Here is a 16,852-nt window from a genome sequence, read left to right on the forward strand (position 1 = left end):
TTGATAAATTATATTTCTGTCTCACTCCCTTAAATTTATTTTCTAAGAATACCTTTATAAATCACTGGGATAAGTAAGATAAAACCGAATAACCCCATAATAGGGAAAACTTTACCAATCAATGAGATAAATCCGATAAATGTGCATATGAACGTAATGATAGACATCACGATGATTAAACTATAATAACGTTTCGTAAATGGTTGGCTAAAACGAGAAGCAAATGCGTACATCAGGCCGACAACCGTATTGTAAATCACTAATACCATAATGACAGACATAATTGTGCCAATTGAAGGTGAGATTTGCTTCGCTAAGAGTAGCGATGGTAATGCTACATGTTTAATTTTATTAAATTCAGTGACTAGTCCTAAATTAATCATTAATAATAAAAACGTAATGATGATACCGCCAATCAGACCGCCATAAATCGTCGACTTCTGGAACTTTAATTTGCCACCCATCACTGTTAAAAAGCTAAACGCAGCAGCAATTTGTAAGCTTGCGTAGTTAATCGCATCGAACCACCAACCGGGTGAAATAGATTTATTATGATTGGAGTACTCATTTGCCGCAGTAAAATCCACGTGTCCTGTAATAAAATAATACATCGCAATCATGACTACAATTGCAACTAGGAATGGTGTGACGCCTCCAAGTACTGCAATAAGTCGATCAAATTGTAAAAATAGAGTAAGCAAAATGAGCACGATGAGTATGAGAGAACTTAACCAGAATGGTATACCAAAACTTTCATTTATTGTTGAAGCACCACCTGCAGTCATAATGATGGCGAGTGAAAATAAAAACACAGTCAGTATGATATCGAATAGTTTTGCAATGACTGGGTGTAAATAATAGCGGATGGATTCAGAATGATTTTGAGATTTAAGACGGTAGCCAGTGTTTAAAACAAATATTCCGCCTAAAGTCACAATCAGACCAGTAATCAGTATGCCAGTAATACTATAAATGCCATGGCTTGTAAAAAATTGAAATATTTCTTGTCCTGTCGCAAATCCTGCTCCAACCACCACGCCGACAAATGCAAATGCCACGATGATGGATTCTTTAACAGTATTCATTAAACATGCATATCCCTTCAAAATTGATATATTCTATATGTATTCTTTTCTTTTAAAAAGTTTAAAAATCACATTCATCTATTGTAGATGATAAAGATAAAAAAATAAACAGTAAAGTTCATCACATATGTACGATTGTCTAAATGTGACGTACGATTATTTGTGTTTCATGTATAATTGATGTGTATCACACGTTTGAAATTTTAAATTATGTTAAGTTTAATTTTGTACTGTTGAATTAAAGATATAAATTTACAAAAGTTTTAAGCAAATGGTAATGCATGAGTCCACCATTTTTGATAGTATTAGGCAATATTGAATATAGAATACAAGTAAAAATATAAGAAGGTGTTTGTATGTCATTGAATTTACCCATTATGCTAACGATTGTTTTATTCTTAGCATTAGGGATTTTCAGTCAATGGTTAGCTGACAGAATTAAATGGCCTTCCATTGTAGTTATGGCAATTGTTGGATTGTTAGTCGGTCCAATTCTGGGATTGACTAATCCTAAGGAAGCGCTTGGTTCAGACGTGTTTAGTCCGATTGTTTCTTTAGCCGTCGCAATTATACTATTCGAAGGTAGTAGTAATTTGGACTTTAGGGAACTGAAGGGCATCTCCAAAGCAGTCATTCGAATCATTACAGTTGGTGCAATTATCGCATGGATATTAGGCGCTATTGCGTTACATACCATTCTCAATTTCCCATTATCTGTATCGTTTGTGATGGGGGGACTCTTTTTAATTACAGGTCCAACCGTGATTCAACCTTTACTCAAGCAGGCGAAAGTGAAGAAGAATGTTGATTCCATATTACGATGGGAGAGTATCATTCTAGACCCAATCGGTCCAATGCTTGCGTTAACGGCGTTTTATATCTTTCAAATTCTCGAACAAGGTATTAGTTTCGTCGTTATTCTACTCTTTGTTCTGAAAATGATAGCCGTCGTCGTAATCGGCTTTGGTGCATCATACTTATTCAATTGGTTTATCCGTCGCGATATGATTCCACAAAGTTTGATGCCTCCGATTCAACTCATATTTATTCTATTAACATTTAGTATTTGTGATGAAATACTTTCTGAATCGGGTCTATTAGCAGTGACAATCTTTGGATTAAATATGGCGCGTAAGAAACGTCATGATTTAATTTTCAAAGAATCTGACCATTTTATCGATAATGCGTCATCGATTTTAGTCAGTACAGTCTTTATTTTAATTACATCTTCACTTTCAAAAGATGTATTATTAAACGTATTATCATGGCAATTAATTATTTTCTGTTTAGTCATGATTGTATTAGTTAGACCGATTTCAGTACTATTTTCAACGTTTAGAACTGAAATTTCTAAAAAAGAACGTGCGATTGTCGCAATGATGGCGCCAAGAGGGATTGTGGTTCTTACCGTAGCGCAATTCTTCTCAAGTTTATTTATGGACGATAAAGTAGCCATGGCGAAGTATATAACGCCAGTAACGTTCGGATTGGTTTTTATTACTGTGGTGATTTACGGATTTAGCTTTACACCGCTAAGTAAATTATTTGGTGTTGCGAGTAATGAACCACCGGGTGTTATCATTGTGGGTGAAAGTGAGTTTTCATTCCATTTAGGAGTGAATTTAAGAGATCATGGAATTCCTGTTATGATGTTTAATCTATTTGAAAATACTTCTGAAAAAGCACATGAAGCGGGGTTTGAAGTCTTTAAAGGTAATTTATTATCAAGTAATGATCGTATTTACTCTGACTTACTTCGCTATAACAAATGTATCTTGATGACGCAGTCGTTCATTTTCAATAGTTTGGCATTTAATGAACTGGTACCAGAATTTGGTTTGAGTAATGTAGATATGATGCCTGTTTCTTTCAATGATGAGCAGGCGAGAAATAACTTGAGTGGACCGATTCGTAATCATATTTTATTTGATGAAAATCATAGCCCACGATGGTTTAATAACTATATTACGCAGCATAATATCGTGGAAGTGCCAGCCGAAGAATATCATGAGCTGACTGATAATGACATGTTAATTTATTATATTAATGATGATAAAGAAGTGACGTTTAAACGTAGTAGTAGAGAATTACCGCAACATGATACAGGTGTATACGGTATCTTAAGAAATGCTTATCATGCGTAAACTATAGGTCTGGATATCATTCCCAAAAATAATAGCAGTAAGGAGATTACTAGTTGTAATCTTCTTACTGCTACTTTTATATTCAATACTTCGTATTGTATGGCTTCGCGTTCCTAGGGTGCCGTCTCAGCCTTGGTCTTCGTCTGGCACTGCTCCCTCAGGAGTCTCGCCATAAATACTACGTATTAACATGGAATTTTACATCAATATACTTTTAAAAATAAGGGAATTTCGTATAATTTAATAAACATCACTAAACTATAGATAATCTTTAGTAAAAAAATTAAAATATGAATCAACTTTCACTACCTATATAAACTTCAGTTCATATTTCTTTTTAGATAATTTTATAAGGTGGAAGAGCTTGAGTCACATAACATGTTTATTAATGAAGGATAATTACTTTTTTTATTTATATTCAAATAATTCATCAACGGTAACTGAGAACTGTTTTGCTAATTTAAACGCAAGTACAAGCGATGGGTCATACTTATTATTTTCAATAGCATTAATAGTTTGTCTAGAAACCCCAAGGTTTTTGCTCAATGTTTCTTGAGATATTTTCATCTTTTTACGATAGTATAAAATATTATTTTTCACGTTATTACCTTCAAGCTGAATATTTTTTCTTAGTATTATAATAAAATATTACCAATAATCCTGATATTAATATTAAATAATGAAGCTCAGGGTAATTACTAAAAAATTTGGTAAAAACATTTTTATGTGAATCAGTAAAATCAAATAATTTTAATAATATCACTAAAATCAAACTATATACTGTCCACAACAATGTTTTGGCAAATATTTCAACGACCATTTGAGTTTGTCTTTCGTCATATTTTTTATTTTTCACATTTGTTAAAATAGTTGGCAGATACTTGTTTATGAACATATTCCACACTGCTCCAAAAGCTAAAAATATTACAAATAATAGAATAAATTTCATCATTTTCACTCCATAATGTAAAATGTTTTTGACATTATTAGTGTAACGTATTTAGATAAAATGTCAAAAGTGTTTTACATTTTGAAAGTAATAATGAATGGTTAAATTAGCATAAAAAAAGGTCATCTGCTTTCTGGGAAGTGTATCCACAGAAAGTGTGATGACCTTTTTAACATTTAGAAGGATTACAATGAACTTTGCCCATTGCATAAGAAATACTAAGCGCTAAAGTGCAAAGTATTTCTTATTTCAAGTATCTGTCGTGCATTAATATTTTTAAGATATCAATTTGGTCTTGTAATTCTTTACCGACATTGGTGTCTCTGATTTTCTTACGTTGAAGTTCTTCGTCTACCACACGTTTTACTGATAATTCATCAGTACCGTCTGACAAGACCTTTTCCTTAGTATTAAATTCCTGATGTGCTACCAATTGCATTCCGAAAGAATTATATAGCAATGTATATCCAGCGATACCAGTTGTAGATTGATAGGCTTTAGAGAAACCACCATCAATGACTAACATCTTACCATCCGCTTTGATAGGATCTTCACCATCGATTTCTTTCACAGGTGTATGTCCATTAATAATGCGACCTTCATCAGGATTCAAGCCAAAGTCTTTAAGCATCTTGCGAATCATATCAACATCTTCACGTAAATGATAATAAGGATTCTTTTCCTCTTTATGAGACACTTTATCTTCAATAAAGTAACGCTCAAACGTTGTCATTGCACGCTTACCAAAGAGGGAAGAGTATTTACCTGTCCATAAATACCACACTAAATCAGTAGAAATATCGTCTGTGATATCTTTATGATCAAAAGCCTTACGCACATGATATTCAAAGACATCTAATAATTCACGACCACTTAATTCTTCACCCTCGATTTCGAAAGCTTCCATCTCTCCATTTTCATCAACTGGGATACAACCATGAATCAGTAGATTTCCGTTATATGGAAGGTATAGTTTACCTTCACGCATTAAGAATGACATGTGTCGTCTCAATTTCTCAGATTGTTGGAAAGAAAGAAGTAACTTGTCGACTACTTCCTCTTCCTCTGGTAAAAGTTTTGCAGGGTCATTAGGATCTACAGTTTGGAAACATGTGTCCTTAAGAGGGTATGTTTTACCGTAAACTGTAATTTCATTTTTATCATAATCAATTTTTTCTAATACTAAACGTTCTTCCATTTCGAAAGAAGGACGACGCTTAATAATAGGCATTTCAAGCTTGAATTGAATCATCGCAATCGCTTGATGAATCTTAGTGATTTGGCTTTCCTCACGTTTCGTTAAGCTTGCTTCTTTATCAGGACGTTTCTTAGGTTTAAAAGCAGGGTTCTCAGCGTCGTAATACTTTTCAGCCAAAGTAAGTAGAGGACGTAAGTTAATGCCATAAGCATCTTCAATAATATCTAAGTTATCATAACGTGCACAGATACGAAGAAGATTAGCTAGACATACTTTAGAACCAGCATAAGCGCCTATCCATAGTACATCGTGGTTGCCCCACTGAATATCGACTGAGTGATAGTTAATAAGTGTGTCCATAATCTTATCTGGCTTAGGACCACGATCGTAAATATCGCCAACAACATGAAGATGGTCGACGACAAGACGTTGAACCGTATATGATAATCCGATAATGAGGTCGTCTGATTGCTCTAATTCAATAATTTGGTTAACGAGTGTCTCATAATAAGGCTTCTTATTGTGGAATTCGTTACTTTTATAAAGTAATTCTTCAATAATATATACGAATTGTTCTGGTAAGGCCTTACGTAATTTCGAACGAGTATATTTAGATGAACAATATGTAATTAATTCAATGAGAAGTTCGATTGTTGTGATATACCATACATTTAGTTTACCAATTGAATCAAAATTGTTTTTTACTAATTTTAATTTTTCTTCTGGATAATATACTAAGGCCGCTAAGTCATTAATTTCTTGTTGAGATAATTTATCTTCGAAGATGTCATTAATTTTGGCTCTCACGTTTCCTGAACCATTACGTAAAACGTGTTGGAAAGATTCATATTCACCATGAAGGTCGCTGACAAAATGTTCAGTTCCTTTTGGTAATTCTAGAATGGATTCTAAATTAATGATTTCCGTCGCTAATTTCTCAGCACTATCAAACTTTTGAGAGAGTAAATCTAAATATTTTTGTTTCATTTCACTTTCAGTAATAGGAGTCATGCTTAGTCACCTCTGTTTAATATTTCCACCACTTATGCATTTAATAATGCGCTTACATAAATTATCTTTAAAATACGCTACTTTTTCAATGAATGCGTCCTAAGAATTTAAATTCATACTAAAAAAGCTGAGCGAGCCGATTAAAATAGTAATGGCATACTCAGCTTGAGTTTTATTTAACGTTTTTGCGACGCTTCATGAAGTAACGTATGACGAAATAGATAATTGCGATAATAATGATGACATACATAATACGTGAATATGTGTGAATGCCATTCATTAGTGCACTGAAGCTATCACTTAACACTCGTCCAAGTAAGATGAGTGCGAAGTTCCAAATGGTCGTACCGAGTAATGAAAGAATAGTAAATTGTACCACATTCATGCGGTTGATACCGGCTGGAATAGTGATCAGTACACGTAATACTGGAACGAAACGACATAGGAACACGGCCCATGCACCATATTTTTTAAACCAGTCGTTCGCACGCTTTAAATCTTTACTTTTTAATTTCATCCATTTTCCGTGGCGATCAACAAAGCGATATAATCTTTCTTCAGATATTAAGCGACAAATATAATATAAAATCAATAGACCGATAAACGAAGCAATTGTGGCGATAATTAATAACGTCCAAATAGATAAATGCGACTTCACGGACAATAATCCAGCAAACGTTAAGATAATCTCAGAAGGAACAACAGGTAAAACGTTCTCTAATAAGATTAAAATAAATATTGCCATGTAGCCCCATTTACTAATAAATTCTGTAATAATATGTTCCATGTAAAATTTGTTTCTCCTTTAAATCAAGCAATGGTCGAGCATCGTTTGTTTATTATAACCAATATTAACAGTAAATGCTTAAAATTAATAACGAAGATACATCAAATTCTAATGAAACTAACGTATTGATTTTAATAATGTATGATAAATACCTTGTGCTTCTTCATCACTTTGGATGCCGTAAGCATTCATACGGCCATCTTTAAATAGCGTAAATTCGTAGTTTTCGTATTGAATGAGTTTCGCGAATGAAGTTGATTTAATAACATTTCCTGGGAAATGATTAGCATAGTCGAAAGCGTGTTTCGGTAATCTAAATAGAAACGTTTGGCCACACATAGATTCGATTTGATTATCCTTTTTCAAGTTGAGTAGGTCATATTCTTGATTTTCACACACCGGGCAGTCTTTATTTTTCAGAATATCTATGTTCATCGCCTTATAGTTTATATCAAACGCATCAACTGTAATTAATTGTTTGGAAAAGCCTTTTCCAGCAAGATAGCGAATTGCTTCAGCGACTTCATAACTCGCTACGATTGAAATAATAGGAGGAAGTACACCATTGATAGCGCAACTTTCTCCTGTTTCTGGCATCGTTTGCATGAGACATTTCAAACAAGGGCCTTGATGATCAATACCATAAATCGTTCCTTTACTACCTACAGCTGCACCGTAGACCCACGGAATTTGATACTTATGACACACTTCATTAATTAAAAAGCGAACTTTAAAGTTATCCGTACCATCGATAATCATGTCAGGTTGCACTTCACTTATAATATCTTCAATATTAGATGAATTTACCTCAACATCGTAAGCAGAGATAGCAATATTTGAATTGATTTTCTTAATTTTTTCTTTCACAGCTTGGACTTTAGAAGTGAGGTTATACGCATCTTCTTCATCATAAAGTGTTTGACGGTGTAAATTTGAAATCTCTACGATATCCATGTCAATGATGGCAATATGATTAGCGCCCATACGTGCAAGTTGATCGATAATATGAGTGCCTAACGCACCAGCACCAAAGACTAGGATGTGAGCGTTAGATAATTTTGTTTGTCCGTCTTCGCCAAACGGTTGAAAGCGTGTTTGTCGATCATAACGTGACATTATAAGAATCCTAATCCTTCAGTAGGGCTTGAAGCTTGTGCTGTATATTTCACTGGAATTCGCCCAGCTTCGTAAGACAATCTTCCAGCATTGATGCCAAGCTTCATTGCTTCAGCCATTTTGACTGGATCCTTTGCAGCAGAGATTGCTGTATTAAGAAGAATTCCATCAGCGCCTAACTCCATCGCATGACAAGCATCTTTAGGAGAACCAATGCCTGCGTCTACAATTACTGGTACATTCGCATTTTCAATAATATAGCTTAGATTGAGTGGGTTATTAATGCCACGTCCAGTGCCAATAGGTGAGGCAAGTGGCATCACTGCATGTACACCGAGTGCTTCTAAACGTTTTGCTAGGACGAGGTCGTTTGAGATATATGGACAGACGATATAGCCTTTGTCTAAGAGTACTTTACATGCTTCATATGTTTCAAAAGGATCAGGAAGTAGTGTTTCGTCGTCTCCAATTACTTCTACTTTAATCATGTCGCAGACCCCAGCGTGGTTTGCAATTTCTGCGATTCTAATTGCTTCTTCTGCTGTTTTAGCACCAGCTGTATTTGGAAATGTAATAAAATCTTTTAGGTTAACATTGGCAAGTGGGTTAGGTAAGTTACGATCATATAGATTCATGCGTCGAACTGCGAAAGTTAACACATTTGTTCCTGATGCTTCAATCGCTTTTGATTGAATGTCTTCATTTTCAAATTTACCAGTACCTAATAATAAACGAGAGTGTAATTCTAAATTTCCAATTTTAAACATATTATCCGCCTCCAACGATTTCTAATAATTCTAATCGGTCATCTTCTCTGACTGTATGTTCATGGTATGCATCTTGTTTGATTAACTCTTTATTAAATTCAACGATGACGCGTGTTGGATCTAATTCGAGTGATGTGAGCACATCATGTATTGATTGTTCGTGGTCGAAACTAAACGTGTCGCCATTAATGATACACTTCATAGCTATTCCTCCTTGATACGCTAAAACTTGAATAATGAGGTGGTTTGATACCTGAAATTAACCAATTTGCGATATCCCGACCAATAATAGGTGACAATAAGATACCGTTACGATAGTGTCCAGTGATCACAAATAAGCCATCATCGATTTGATCCATCATAGGCACTTCATTGTCTGTATATGGACGAACGCCTGACCATTCCTTAAGAATACGACTATGTTTAAGTTCTGGAATGCGTTCGCACGCATGATTGAATAACCAGTTTAACCCTTTCTTAGTAGTACCAACCGAATAGTTATCGAACTCGCTTGTTGCACCAATTAAGAACCGATTAGGTTGTTTTGGAACGATGTAACAACCATTCGTCATAAATAATGTTTCTGAAAGATTGAGCTCGTCATTTTCCAATAACAGAACTTCACCTTTCACGCCAATCACTTTTCTATGAAGATTGTAATTTTTAAGAAGTTGAGAGGACCAAGCGCCCCCAGCAACGATAATTTTACGTGCTTCAATAAGAGGTTGTTGGTCAGTATAAACTGAGTAATAACCATTATTTCTTTCAATAGATTGCACCTCAGTGTGATGATAGCGCGAGATGCGTCTCATGTTGAGTGACTCTAGTAATGCTTTGGTGTATGCGTTAGCGTTGATTTGGCCATCATGTGGGATATGAATCGCTGCATAAGATGGCTTCACATTTCCATTCGTTAAGTGCATGAGGTCTTCAGGTGATAATTGTTTAACACTAGGGTCGTTTTGCTTTAGAAAGTTGTATTGTCGTCGCAAGGATTCAACATCTTCTTTACTATGTGCAATTTTAATTAAACCTGAATCTTGAAACTGAATATCAATACCTGTTTCGTTCATTAATGATTCACTAAGAAGTGGGAACATTCCTCGTGATTCAATCGCTAGTTTGAATAAATCACTTTCTTCGGTGAATTCATTTTGCGCACCTAACATCCCACCAGCTTTATATGACGCATGTTTACCTGGGACATCTCTATCTACAATAGCTACATCGTATTGCGTTGCACTTAATTGTCTTGCTATCGACATGCCGATGACACCTGAACCTATAATAAGTACATCATGCATGTTTCAACCACTTCCTTTTTAATTCTTTTATGTCCTCGAGTGACGCATTCATGAAAAATGAAATGGCACAAATTCCCGCGAATCTTTGTGATACCTGAGCAATTGTCTGTTGAGAAATACCTCCTATGGCATAGATAGGAATAGGGAGATTCAACACCTCTTCAATTTCGTTATTCCTCCGTGGTAATTCATTTGGATGCGACGTCGTAGGAAAGATATGACCAAAGAACACATAATCCAACCCTCTATCAATACATTGACGTACACTTTTGGCATCATGGGTCGACATGCTCACTTGTATGTCAGGATGGGTCTTTTTGTATGAAAATGCTGTTTCATCATTTTCCTTAAAATGAATGCGTTTGAGATTTAAATCTTCTAATAAAGCAATATCGCTATGAACAATGATTTTGTCTTTAGCAAACCCTTGATTCATTAAGTAAATCATCGATTGCTTTAATTCTTTTTGAGGCATTGATGTTCGAAATAATAATCCATCAATACCTTCCGCAATATTTAAGTAATGTTCTAAATCTTGAGCAGTAAGGACTTTATCGTAAGTAACTGCAATAAATATGTGTATCACCCCAAATCCACAAAAAAACGCTATCTCCCTGAATTGGGAAATAGCGCTTAGATTATGTATATAAATCCTAAAACTTTCGCATCGCCACTTCCCTACGCCAGTATGAACTGGATCAGGTTCTAGGAATTATAAAGTCTATTCTTTACTCTCAGCCCTAAACAAAGGCACTTCCAGTGGATTGATATAAAATTTTATCAAAGATATATAACCGTTTTTCTTAATATATATATTACTATTTTTATCTATATACATCAAATGCTATTGAAAGAAAGTAAAATGAATTGATAATGTATAAATTTGCAAAACACTTACTCATAGTGAATATTTAATAATAAACTTTATATTTTAAACGATTCATTTTCTGTAAAATTATAGTTTTGAACTTCATGAAATCATACAAGACGATCAATTTAACCAAACTCAAAAACGAGTGGTGAAATATACGAAAAATATACATTTTTTCAAGAAATTTCGTTCAAACTATTGTAACCGTTTTCACAACATGCTATATTATAAAAAATTGTAGCGCTACAACTTACTCAAGTTGTTCTAAAAAGGGAAGTTTCAACAGACATCATAGGAAATTTCTGAAACTTAACGACATCTTAAATAGAAACAACATAATATTAAAGGAAGTAGGAAACAAATATGAAAGAAAAACGCAGTAATGTACGTTGGTATTTCGCAATAGGGTTCTTCTTCATTGGCGTTATTGCATATATGGATAGGTCTAATATCTCATATATCGCTGCTCCGATGATGAAAGATTTAGGTTTAACCAAAACACAATTCGGACTACTTGCCTCATTCTTCTCACTAGGGTACGCATTTATGCAAGTGCCATCAGGGATGTTAGCTGAGAAGTTTGGACCACGTAAGATGATTACGATTGCACTTGTATGGTGGAGTGCTTTCACAATTTTAACGGGAATGATTAAACACCACGGATTATTATACTTTATAAGATTCTTATTTGGCGTAGGGGAAGCTCCAATGTATCCATCTAATGCCGTATTTAACTCTTTCTGGTTTGCTAAATATGAAAAAGGAAGAGCATCTAGTGCATTATTAGCAGGTTCTTACTTTGGTCCTGTGCTTGCGCCAATCATTACGATTGCTATCGTTAATGCGTTTAACTGGCAAGCGGTATTCTATATCTTCGGTGCGATTGGTATCGTCATGGCTATTCTTTGGGCGATTATTGCTAAAGATTTACCTGAACACCATAAGATGGTTAGTGATGCAGAGAAGAAATATATTACTGAACATCGTGATACAGTTGCGACTGAAAAGTCTTTACCACCATGGAAACGCTTCTTAAGTCACTTCAGTTTCTATGCCATTGCTTTACAATATTTTGTAGTACAATTCGTTATCGCATTATTCTTAATCTGGTTACCTACATATTTAGCCGAACAGTATCATGTAGATTTCAAAGATATGTCAATCAGTTCTCTGCCATGGTTATTCATGTTCTTTTTAATACTTTCAGCTGGAGCGATATCAGACAAGATTTTGAATTCAGGAAGTTCCCGATTTGTAGCTCGTGGCGTAATTGCTATTGCAGGATTCGTTGTATTCTCTGTATCTATTTTCTTAGCTGTCCACACAGACAACTTATATATGACGATTATTTGGTTATCACTTTGTTTAGGTGGTGTTGGTATTTCAATGGGTATGAGTTGGGCTGCAGCTACAGATTTAGGACGTAACTTCTCAGGTACAGTCTCTGGTTGGATGAACCTATGGGGAAATATCGGCGCATTGATTAGCCCATTACTTGCCGGTATTGTCGTAGATCAACTAGGCTGGTCAATGACATTGCAATTATTAATTGTACCTGCTGTCATTGCTGCTATTTTATGGTTCTTCGTTAAGCCAGATAAGCCACTTGTTGTAGATGAAAAACATTAATTCAATTAATTTCAAAACATACTAAGATTTCCAAACCACTCGTCTTAGTATGTTTTTATTTTTTAAAAAGTTAAAAAGCATTTATAATGAATCTAACATGATTCAACCATTAATACGTTTACAATCATACTTAGGAGATGATGACGAGTGATTATTATTAATGCGAAGCTTCAAATTGATGAAAATAAACGCGACGATTATTTAGAGCTAATGAATGAACTGGTTCAAAATTCTAGGCAAGAAGAAGGAAATGTATTCTATCATCATTACGAAGATGTAAATGAAAAGAATGTCTTCGTTGTGGTTGAAAATTATAAAGATGAACATGCGGTGCAAGCACATAACGACTCTCACCATTTCCAAGCATTCAGTCAACATATTGGTGACTATGTCATTAAAGAGCCAGAGATTAATGTGAGTGAAACAATCGAAAAATAAACTCATTTAGCCCAATATTGAAGATATGAGTGTTATAATTAAATAATTGAATAGATGTATCAACTACAACTATGTTTACGACGAGCGGAACAATATTAGAAACACCTCATTTGTTCCGTTCTTTTTTGTGTTTCATTTCGGGAATGCTTTAGAAAGGAAGGTAAAAAATGAATCAAATCTTGAATTCTTTGATTCGCTTTGATACGTCAAAGATTGATTATTTTAAGGGGATAAGACAAGGTCTACTTATGGTATTACCTGCATTGATAGGTTATCTATGTGGTTTCCCAAGTTTTGGGTTGCTCATCTCCACTGGTACACTTGCCCATATCTATGTCTTCAAAGGGTCTCCACAGTCTATGCTTAGAACCGTCATCATATGTGTGCTGTCGTTTACAGTTTGTATGATACTAGGCACATTGACTGTGACACAGCCTATTTTATTTGGCTTATTACTATTAATTGTGGTTGCGGTGCCTTATTATAGTTTCAATGCACTTAAACTTGCTGGCCCATCATCAACATTCTTTTTAGTAACATTTTGTTTACCCATTAATTTGCCAGTTGCGCCTGATCAAGCGCTCATTCGTGGATTAGCCATCTTTATTGGTGGTGTGTTAGCTACAATTACTGTACTTTTAACCATCTTTTTTACGAAGGAGAAGGCCGAAGATCGAGCGATTAAAGCTGACTTTAAGACACTTCATAATTTATTACATCATTTTAACGATGCAGAACAATTTAAGACATATGCACGTAATGCTGTAACGGAATTTAGAACTTCTGAAAAGTTGTTAATCACTTCTACATCAGGTGGGAACGGTAATTTAAGTAATAGATTCCAAAAATTGATTTTACTACATACATCAGCACAAGGGATTTATTCAGAGCTATTAGAATTAAATGAGAAAAATATCCGACCATTACCTGAAGATTTAGTAGAAATGATGGATTATATTATTAAAAATGTAAGATACCCACAACAACTTCGACCTTGGACAAAAACAGTTGATGTGGCACCAGAATTCCAAAATCTTATGAATCATATTTTGAAAATAGATGAAATGATTCACGCCAATGAACATCACATTGAATATGAAGCGGATATTCGAAAGCCATTATATAGTAAGCGTATATATCAAAACTTAACGTTTGATTCAATCGTCTTCAGAAACGCCTTACAATATACGGTGATTATGGGGATCGCGATTTTTATAGCATTGGCATTTAATATACAGAAAGCATACTGGGTACCTTTAACAGCGCACACAGTCATGTTAAGTAATATGACTACAATTCGAACACTCGACCGTTCACTTGCAAGAGGACTCGGAACCATAGTTGGTGCCATCGTATTGTCTGGAATACTTGCATTTAACATTAATCCAGTTGTCGCTATATTGATTATGAGTATTTCAGCACTCATGACGGAAGCATTTGTGGCATCGAACTATGCATTTGCTGTTATCTTCATTACAATCCAAGTCATTATGTTAAACGGCTTAGCATCTCAAAACTTAAGTATTGAGATTGCTTACACACGTATTATCGATGTACTTGTAGGTATTATTATTGCAGTTCTGGGCATTCTTTTCCTAGCTCGTAGAACAGCGTCATCCATGTTGCCTAGTGCAATTGCCGAACTCGTCCGTAAAGAAAGTATTTTATTTCATTATTTATTTTCCGAAAATAAACAAGAAAACAATGACCACGATAAAGTTGAAAAATTAAATTTATCAGTAAAAATTAGTAATGTGACGCAAATGTATAACTCAGCAAATGGCGAACTATTCAGTAATAAAGAAGCAGTACGTTATTATTATCCTAGTATCTTCGCATTAGAAGAGATTAGCTTTATGTTAGAACGTGCGATGAATAATAAACATAGACAAACGATAGATGATCAACAAATGGGTGAATATCTTGTCGTATTTGAAAACATTGCTAAGCATTTCCAACTCCAAACGGATTTAAATATGAAAGAGATGAGTCATTTACCTCAATATAATTATATTCGTGCGGCACTGATGAATATCCAACGAAATTGTAGCGAACAACGTAAAGATATTACGCATAGTGAAGAAGGTGCACATTAGTTCTCGTATGTTACTCTGTTTCAATCTTATATTATAGTGGTAAATATTTACTAAAATAATTGAGGAGGTATGACGATGCCTTGGACAATGAATGATTATCCGCAAAGTTGGAAGAACTTTGATGAACTTGAACGTAAAAAAGCGATTGATATTGGCAATGCCATGTTGAAAGATGGCTATAAAGAAGGCGACGTAGTTCCAATTGCTACACAACAAGCTGAAAAATGGTACAAAGATGCATCTAAAGAAGAATTAGATGAATTGAAAAACAAACATATTACGGAGCATCAGAAAGATCAATCTGCGAACCCGAAACTTAATGAAGAAAATATCCATGTCTATTTTGAAGATGATGAATGGAAAGTGAAGACTGAAGATGCAAAGCAAGCTTCAGATACTTTTGAGAAGAAACAAGATGCTGTTCAACGTGCCAATGAAATTGCTGAAAACAAAAATACTAAAGTCATCGAACATAAAAAAGACGAATAAATAAGTGGAATGAATTTAAACCGTATAGGCTGCGTGCTTATACGGTTTTCGTAGTTCTATGGCAATAAAACTAAAGTATGATGGGCTAACGTTTCTCACTTAAATTTAATTTCGATATAATGAGGGTGTATAGAAAACGGAGGTCGAGAAGTATGTACGTAGAAAGAAAACCTTCATTATATGTCGAAGATTTAAGAAATGAATTTAAAAATAGTTTAACTCAATTTCAAGATAGTGATGCTGCTTTCGATACACTAGTAGGATTTGTAGAATTAGATCATTTGTATTCCTCTGCTTTAAAGGAAATTAGTACAAAACTCAGTATTTTAGACGAGAATTTTAATCATCAATATAAACATAACCCGATTCATCACATGGAAAGACGCGTAAAGGAAATGCATAGTTTAGTAAATAAACTGAATAGAAAAGGTTTAGAAGTAAGTGCTCAGAGTGCCAAAGATAATATTATGGATATTGCTGGCATTCGAGTTGTATGTAACTACCTTGATGATATTTATGTCATTGAAAAAATGTTGATAAAACAAGAAGATGTAACGTTGTTGAAGCGTAAAGATTATATTGAGCATCCTAAAGAGAATGGCTATCGCAGTTTGCATATTGTTGTATCGATTCCAGTCTTTTTAGCAGATTCTGTAGAAGTCACACCTGTAGAAATTCAAATTCGTACGATAGGTATGGATATGTGGGCAAGTTTAGAACATAAGATTCGATATAAGAATGACGCTGACACTGAAAAATATAAAGGACTACTTGAACAATGCGCAACTGACATTACAAATGTTGAAAGTAAAATGCAGCAAATACACTCTGAAATCTCGAATAAAGATTAACCTTGAGATATTAAAACGCTTTGATAAATGTTCAAAGTTTATATGATTAAAAGAAGCTCATTTGATATATTGGCAGTAGATGTCTGGATTGAAAGTGCGCTTATATCAAGCTTCTCT

At 34.5% G+C, this 16,852-nt stretch carries 16 protein-coding genes and 1 riboswitch; of the genes, 6 read left to right on the forward strand and 10 right to left on the reverse strand.

Going from position 1 to position 16,852, the window contains the following annotated elements:
• Nucleotides 1-35: 35 nt before the first annotated feature.
• On the reverse strand, nucleotides 36-1,085 hold the full coding sequence (locus HMPREF2580_RS01645; RefSeq protein ID WP_070830173.1) for a YkvI family membrane protein: 1,050 nt from the start codon (nucleotides 1,083-1,085) through the stop codon (nucleotides 36-38).
• Nucleotides 1,086-1,441: 356 nt separating this feature from the next.
• Between HMPREF2580_RS01645 and HMPREF2580_RS01650 the strand changes: the two genes are divergently transcribed.
• Nucleotides 1,442-3,229: a cation:proton antiporter gene (locus tag HMPREF2580_RS01650; protein WP_070830174.1), complete on the forward strand. Its 1,788-nt coding sequence runs from the start codon at nucleotides 1,442-1,444 to the stop codon at nucleotides 3,227-3,229.
• A 408-nt stretch (nucleotides 3,230-3,637) separates the two neighbouring features.
• On the opposite strand, the gene HMPREF2580_RS01655 is transcribed toward HMPREF2580_RS01650, so the two are convergent.
• The 9 genes from HMPREF2580_RS01655 to HMPREF2580_RS01695 all read right to left on the reverse strand — a co-directional run bounded on the left by HMPREF2580_RS01655 (nucleotide 3,638) and on the right by HMPREF2580_RS01695 (nucleotide 10,944).
• Complete coding sequence (locus tag HMPREF2580_RS01655) at nucleotides 3,638-3,829, reverse strand: helix-turn-helix transcriptional regulator (protein WP_070830175.1); 192 nt, start codon at nucleotides 3,827-3,829, stop codon at nucleotides 3,638-3,640.
• Between the two features lie 10 nt (nucleotides 3,830-3,839).
• The gene (locus HMPREF2580_RS01660) at nucleotides 3,840-4,178 is read right to left on the reverse strand and encodes a hypothetical protein (protein ID WP_070830176.1); all 339 of its coding nucleotides are present in this window, start codon (nucleotides 4,176-4,178) and stop codon (nucleotides 3,840-3,842) included.
• Nucleotides 4,179-4,422: 244 nt separating this feature from the next.
• Nucleotides 4,423-6,387 carry a fructose-bisphosphatase class III gene (locus HMPREF2580_RS01665; RefSeq protein WP_070830177.1) on the reverse strand — a complete coding sequence of 655 codons (1,965 nt, stop codon included), beginning with the start codon at nucleotides 6,385-6,387 and terminating at the stop codon, nucleotides 4,423-4,425.
• Nucleotides 6,388-6,559: 172 nt separating this feature from the next.
• Nucleotides 6,560-7,174, reverse strand: coding sequence for an undecaprenyl phosphate transporter UptA (locus HMPREF2580_RS01670; protein ID WP_044466776.1), 615 nt, complete (start codon nucleotides 7,172-7,174; stop codon nucleotides 6,560-6,562).
• A gap of 117 nt (nucleotides 7,175-7,291) precedes the next feature.
• Nucleotides 7,292-8,290, reverse strand: coding sequence for a ThiF family adenylyltransferase (locus tag HMPREF2580_RS01675; RefSeq protein ID WP_070830178.1), 999 nt, complete (start codon nucleotides 8,288-8,290; stop codon nucleotides 7,292-7,294).
• Nucleotides 8,290-9,057, reverse strand: coding sequence for a thiazole synthase (locus HMPREF2580_RS01680; RefSeq protein ID WP_002444254.1), 768 nt, complete (start codon nucleotides 9,055-9,057; stop codon nucleotides 8,290-8,292). The genes HMPREF2580_RS01675 and HMPREF2580_RS01680 overlap by 1 nt, the downstream gene beginning before the upstream one ends.
• 1 nt (nucleotide 9,058) lies before the next feature.
• Entirely contained in the window at nucleotides 9,059-9,259 is a 201-nt protein-coding gene (gene thiS / locus HMPREF2580_RS01685; RefSeq protein ID WP_070830179.1) for a sulfur carrier protein ThiS, read from the reverse strand.
• The gene (gene thiO, locus HMPREF2580_RS01690; protein WP_070830180.1) at nucleotides 9,243-10,361 is read right to left on the reverse strand and encodes a glycine oxidase ThiO; all 1,119 of its coding nucleotides are present in this window, start codon (nucleotides 10,359-10,361) and stop codon (nucleotides 9,243-9,245) included. Before thiO ends, thiS begins: the two co-directional genes overlap by 17 nt.
• Complete coding sequence (locus tag HMPREF2580_RS01695; protein WP_070830375.1) at nucleotides 10,354-10,944, reverse strand: thiamine phosphate synthase; 591 nt, start codon at nucleotides 10,942-10,944, stop codon at nucleotides 10,354-10,356. The genes thiO and HMPREF2580_RS01695 overlap by 8 nt, the downstream gene beginning before the upstream one ends.
• A 75-nt stretch (nucleotides 10,945-11,019) precedes the next feature.
• Nucleotides 11,020-11,129, reverse strand: a riboswitch (TPP riboswitch).
• A gap of 466 nt (nucleotides 11,130-11,595) precedes the next feature.
• On the opposite strand from HMPREF2580_RS01695, the gene HMPREF2580_RS01700 reads away from it, so the two are divergent.
• From HMPREF2580_RS01700 to HMPREF2580_RS01720, 5 genes are all read left to right on the forward strand, one after another.
• Complete coding sequence (locus tag HMPREF2580_RS01700) at nucleotides 11,596-12,861, forward strand: pyruvate MFS transporter (RefSeq protein ID WP_070830181.1); 1,266 nt, start codon at nucleotides 11,596-11,598, stop codon at nucleotides 12,859-12,861.
• 147 nt (nucleotides 12,862-13,008) lie between these two features.
• Nucleotides 13,009-13,299 carry a putative quinol monooxygenase gene (locus HMPREF2580_RS01705; RefSeq protein ID WP_070830182.1) on the forward strand — a complete coding sequence of 97 codons (291 nt, stop codon included), beginning with the start codon at nucleotides 13,009-13,011 and terminating at the stop codon, nucleotides 13,297-13,299.
• A gap of 167 nt (nucleotides 13,300-13,466) precedes the next feature.
• Entirely contained in the window at nucleotides 13,467-15,395 is a 1,929-nt protein-coding gene (locus HMPREF2580_RS01710; protein ID WP_070830183.1) for an FUSC family protein, read from the forward strand.
• Between the two features lie 75 nt (nucleotides 15,396-15,470).
• Nucleotides 15,471-15,884: a DUF2188 domain-containing protein gene (locus HMPREF2580_RS01715; RefSeq protein WP_037541658.1), complete on the forward strand. Its 414-nt coding sequence runs from the start codon at nucleotides 15,471-15,473 to the stop codon at nucleotides 15,882-15,884.
• 152 nt (nucleotides 15,885-16,036) lie between these two features.
• Nucleotides 16,037-16,735 (forward strand): GTP pyrophosphokinase, encoded by a 699-nt coding sequence (locus tag HMPREF2580_RS01720; RefSeq protein ID WP_070830184.1) that lies wholly within the window; start codon nucleotides 16,037-16,039, stop codon nucleotides 16,733-16,735.
• Nucleotides 16,736-16,852: the final 117 nt, after the last annotated feature.

Origin of the sequence: Staphylococcus sp. HMSC036D05 (genome assembly GCF_001836225.1) — a bacterium.
Lineage (GTDB): Bacteria > Bacillota > Bacilli > Staphylococcales > Staphylococcaceae > Staphylococcus > Staphylococcus caprae.

Coding starts and splice junctions, on each gene's coding strand:
- HMPREF2580_RS01645 (WP_070830173.1), bottom strand. CDS start 1,085: ATGAATACTGTTAAAGAATCCATCATCGTGGCATTTGCATTTGTCGGC.
- HMPREF2580_RS01650 (WP_070830174.1), top strand. CDS start 1,442: ATGTCATTGAATTTACCCATTATGCTAACGATTGTTTTATTCTTAGCA.
- HMPREF2580_RS01660 (WP_070830176.1), bottom strand. CDS start 4,178: ATGAAATTTATTCTATTATTTGTAATATTTTTAGCTTTTGGAGCAGTG.
- HMPREF2580_RS01665 (WP_070830177.1), bottom strand. CDS start 6,387: ATGACTCCTATTACTGAAAGTGAAATGAAACAAAAATATTTAGATTTA.
- HMPREF2580_RS01670 (WP_044466776.1), bottom strand. CDS start 7,174: ATGGAACATATTATTACAGAATTTATTAGTAAATGGGGCTACATGGCA.
- HMPREF2580_RS01675 (WP_070830178.1), bottom strand. CDS start 8,290: ATGTCACGTTATGATCGACAAACACGCTTTCAACCGTTTGGCGAAGAC.
- HMPREF2580_RS01680 (WP_002444254.1), bottom strand. CDS start 9,057: ATGTTTAAAATTGGAAATTTAGAATTACACTCTCGTTTATTATTAGGT.
- thiS (WP_070830179.1), bottom strand. CDS start 9,259: ATGAAGTGTATCATTAATGGCGACACGTTTAGTTTCGACCACGAACAA.
- thiO (WP_070830180.1), bottom strand. CDS start 10,361: ATGCATGATGTACTTATTATAGGTTCAGGTGTCATCGGCATGTCGATA.
- HMPREF2580_RS01700 (WP_070830181.1), top strand. CDS start 11,596: ATGAAAGAAAAACGCAGTAATGTACGTTGGTATTTCGCAATAGGGTTC.
- HMPREF2580_RS01710 (WP_070830183.1), top strand. CDS start 13,467: ATGAATCAAATCTTGAATTCTTTGATTCGCTTTGATACGTCAAAGATT.
- HMPREF2580_RS01715 (WP_037541658.1), top strand. CDS start 15,471: ATGCCTTGGACAATGAATGATTATCCGCAAAGTTGGAAGAACTTTGAT.
- HMPREF2580_RS01720 (WP_070830184.1), top strand. CDS start 16,037: ATGTACGTAGAAAGAAAACCTTCATTATATGTCGAAGATTTAAGAAAT.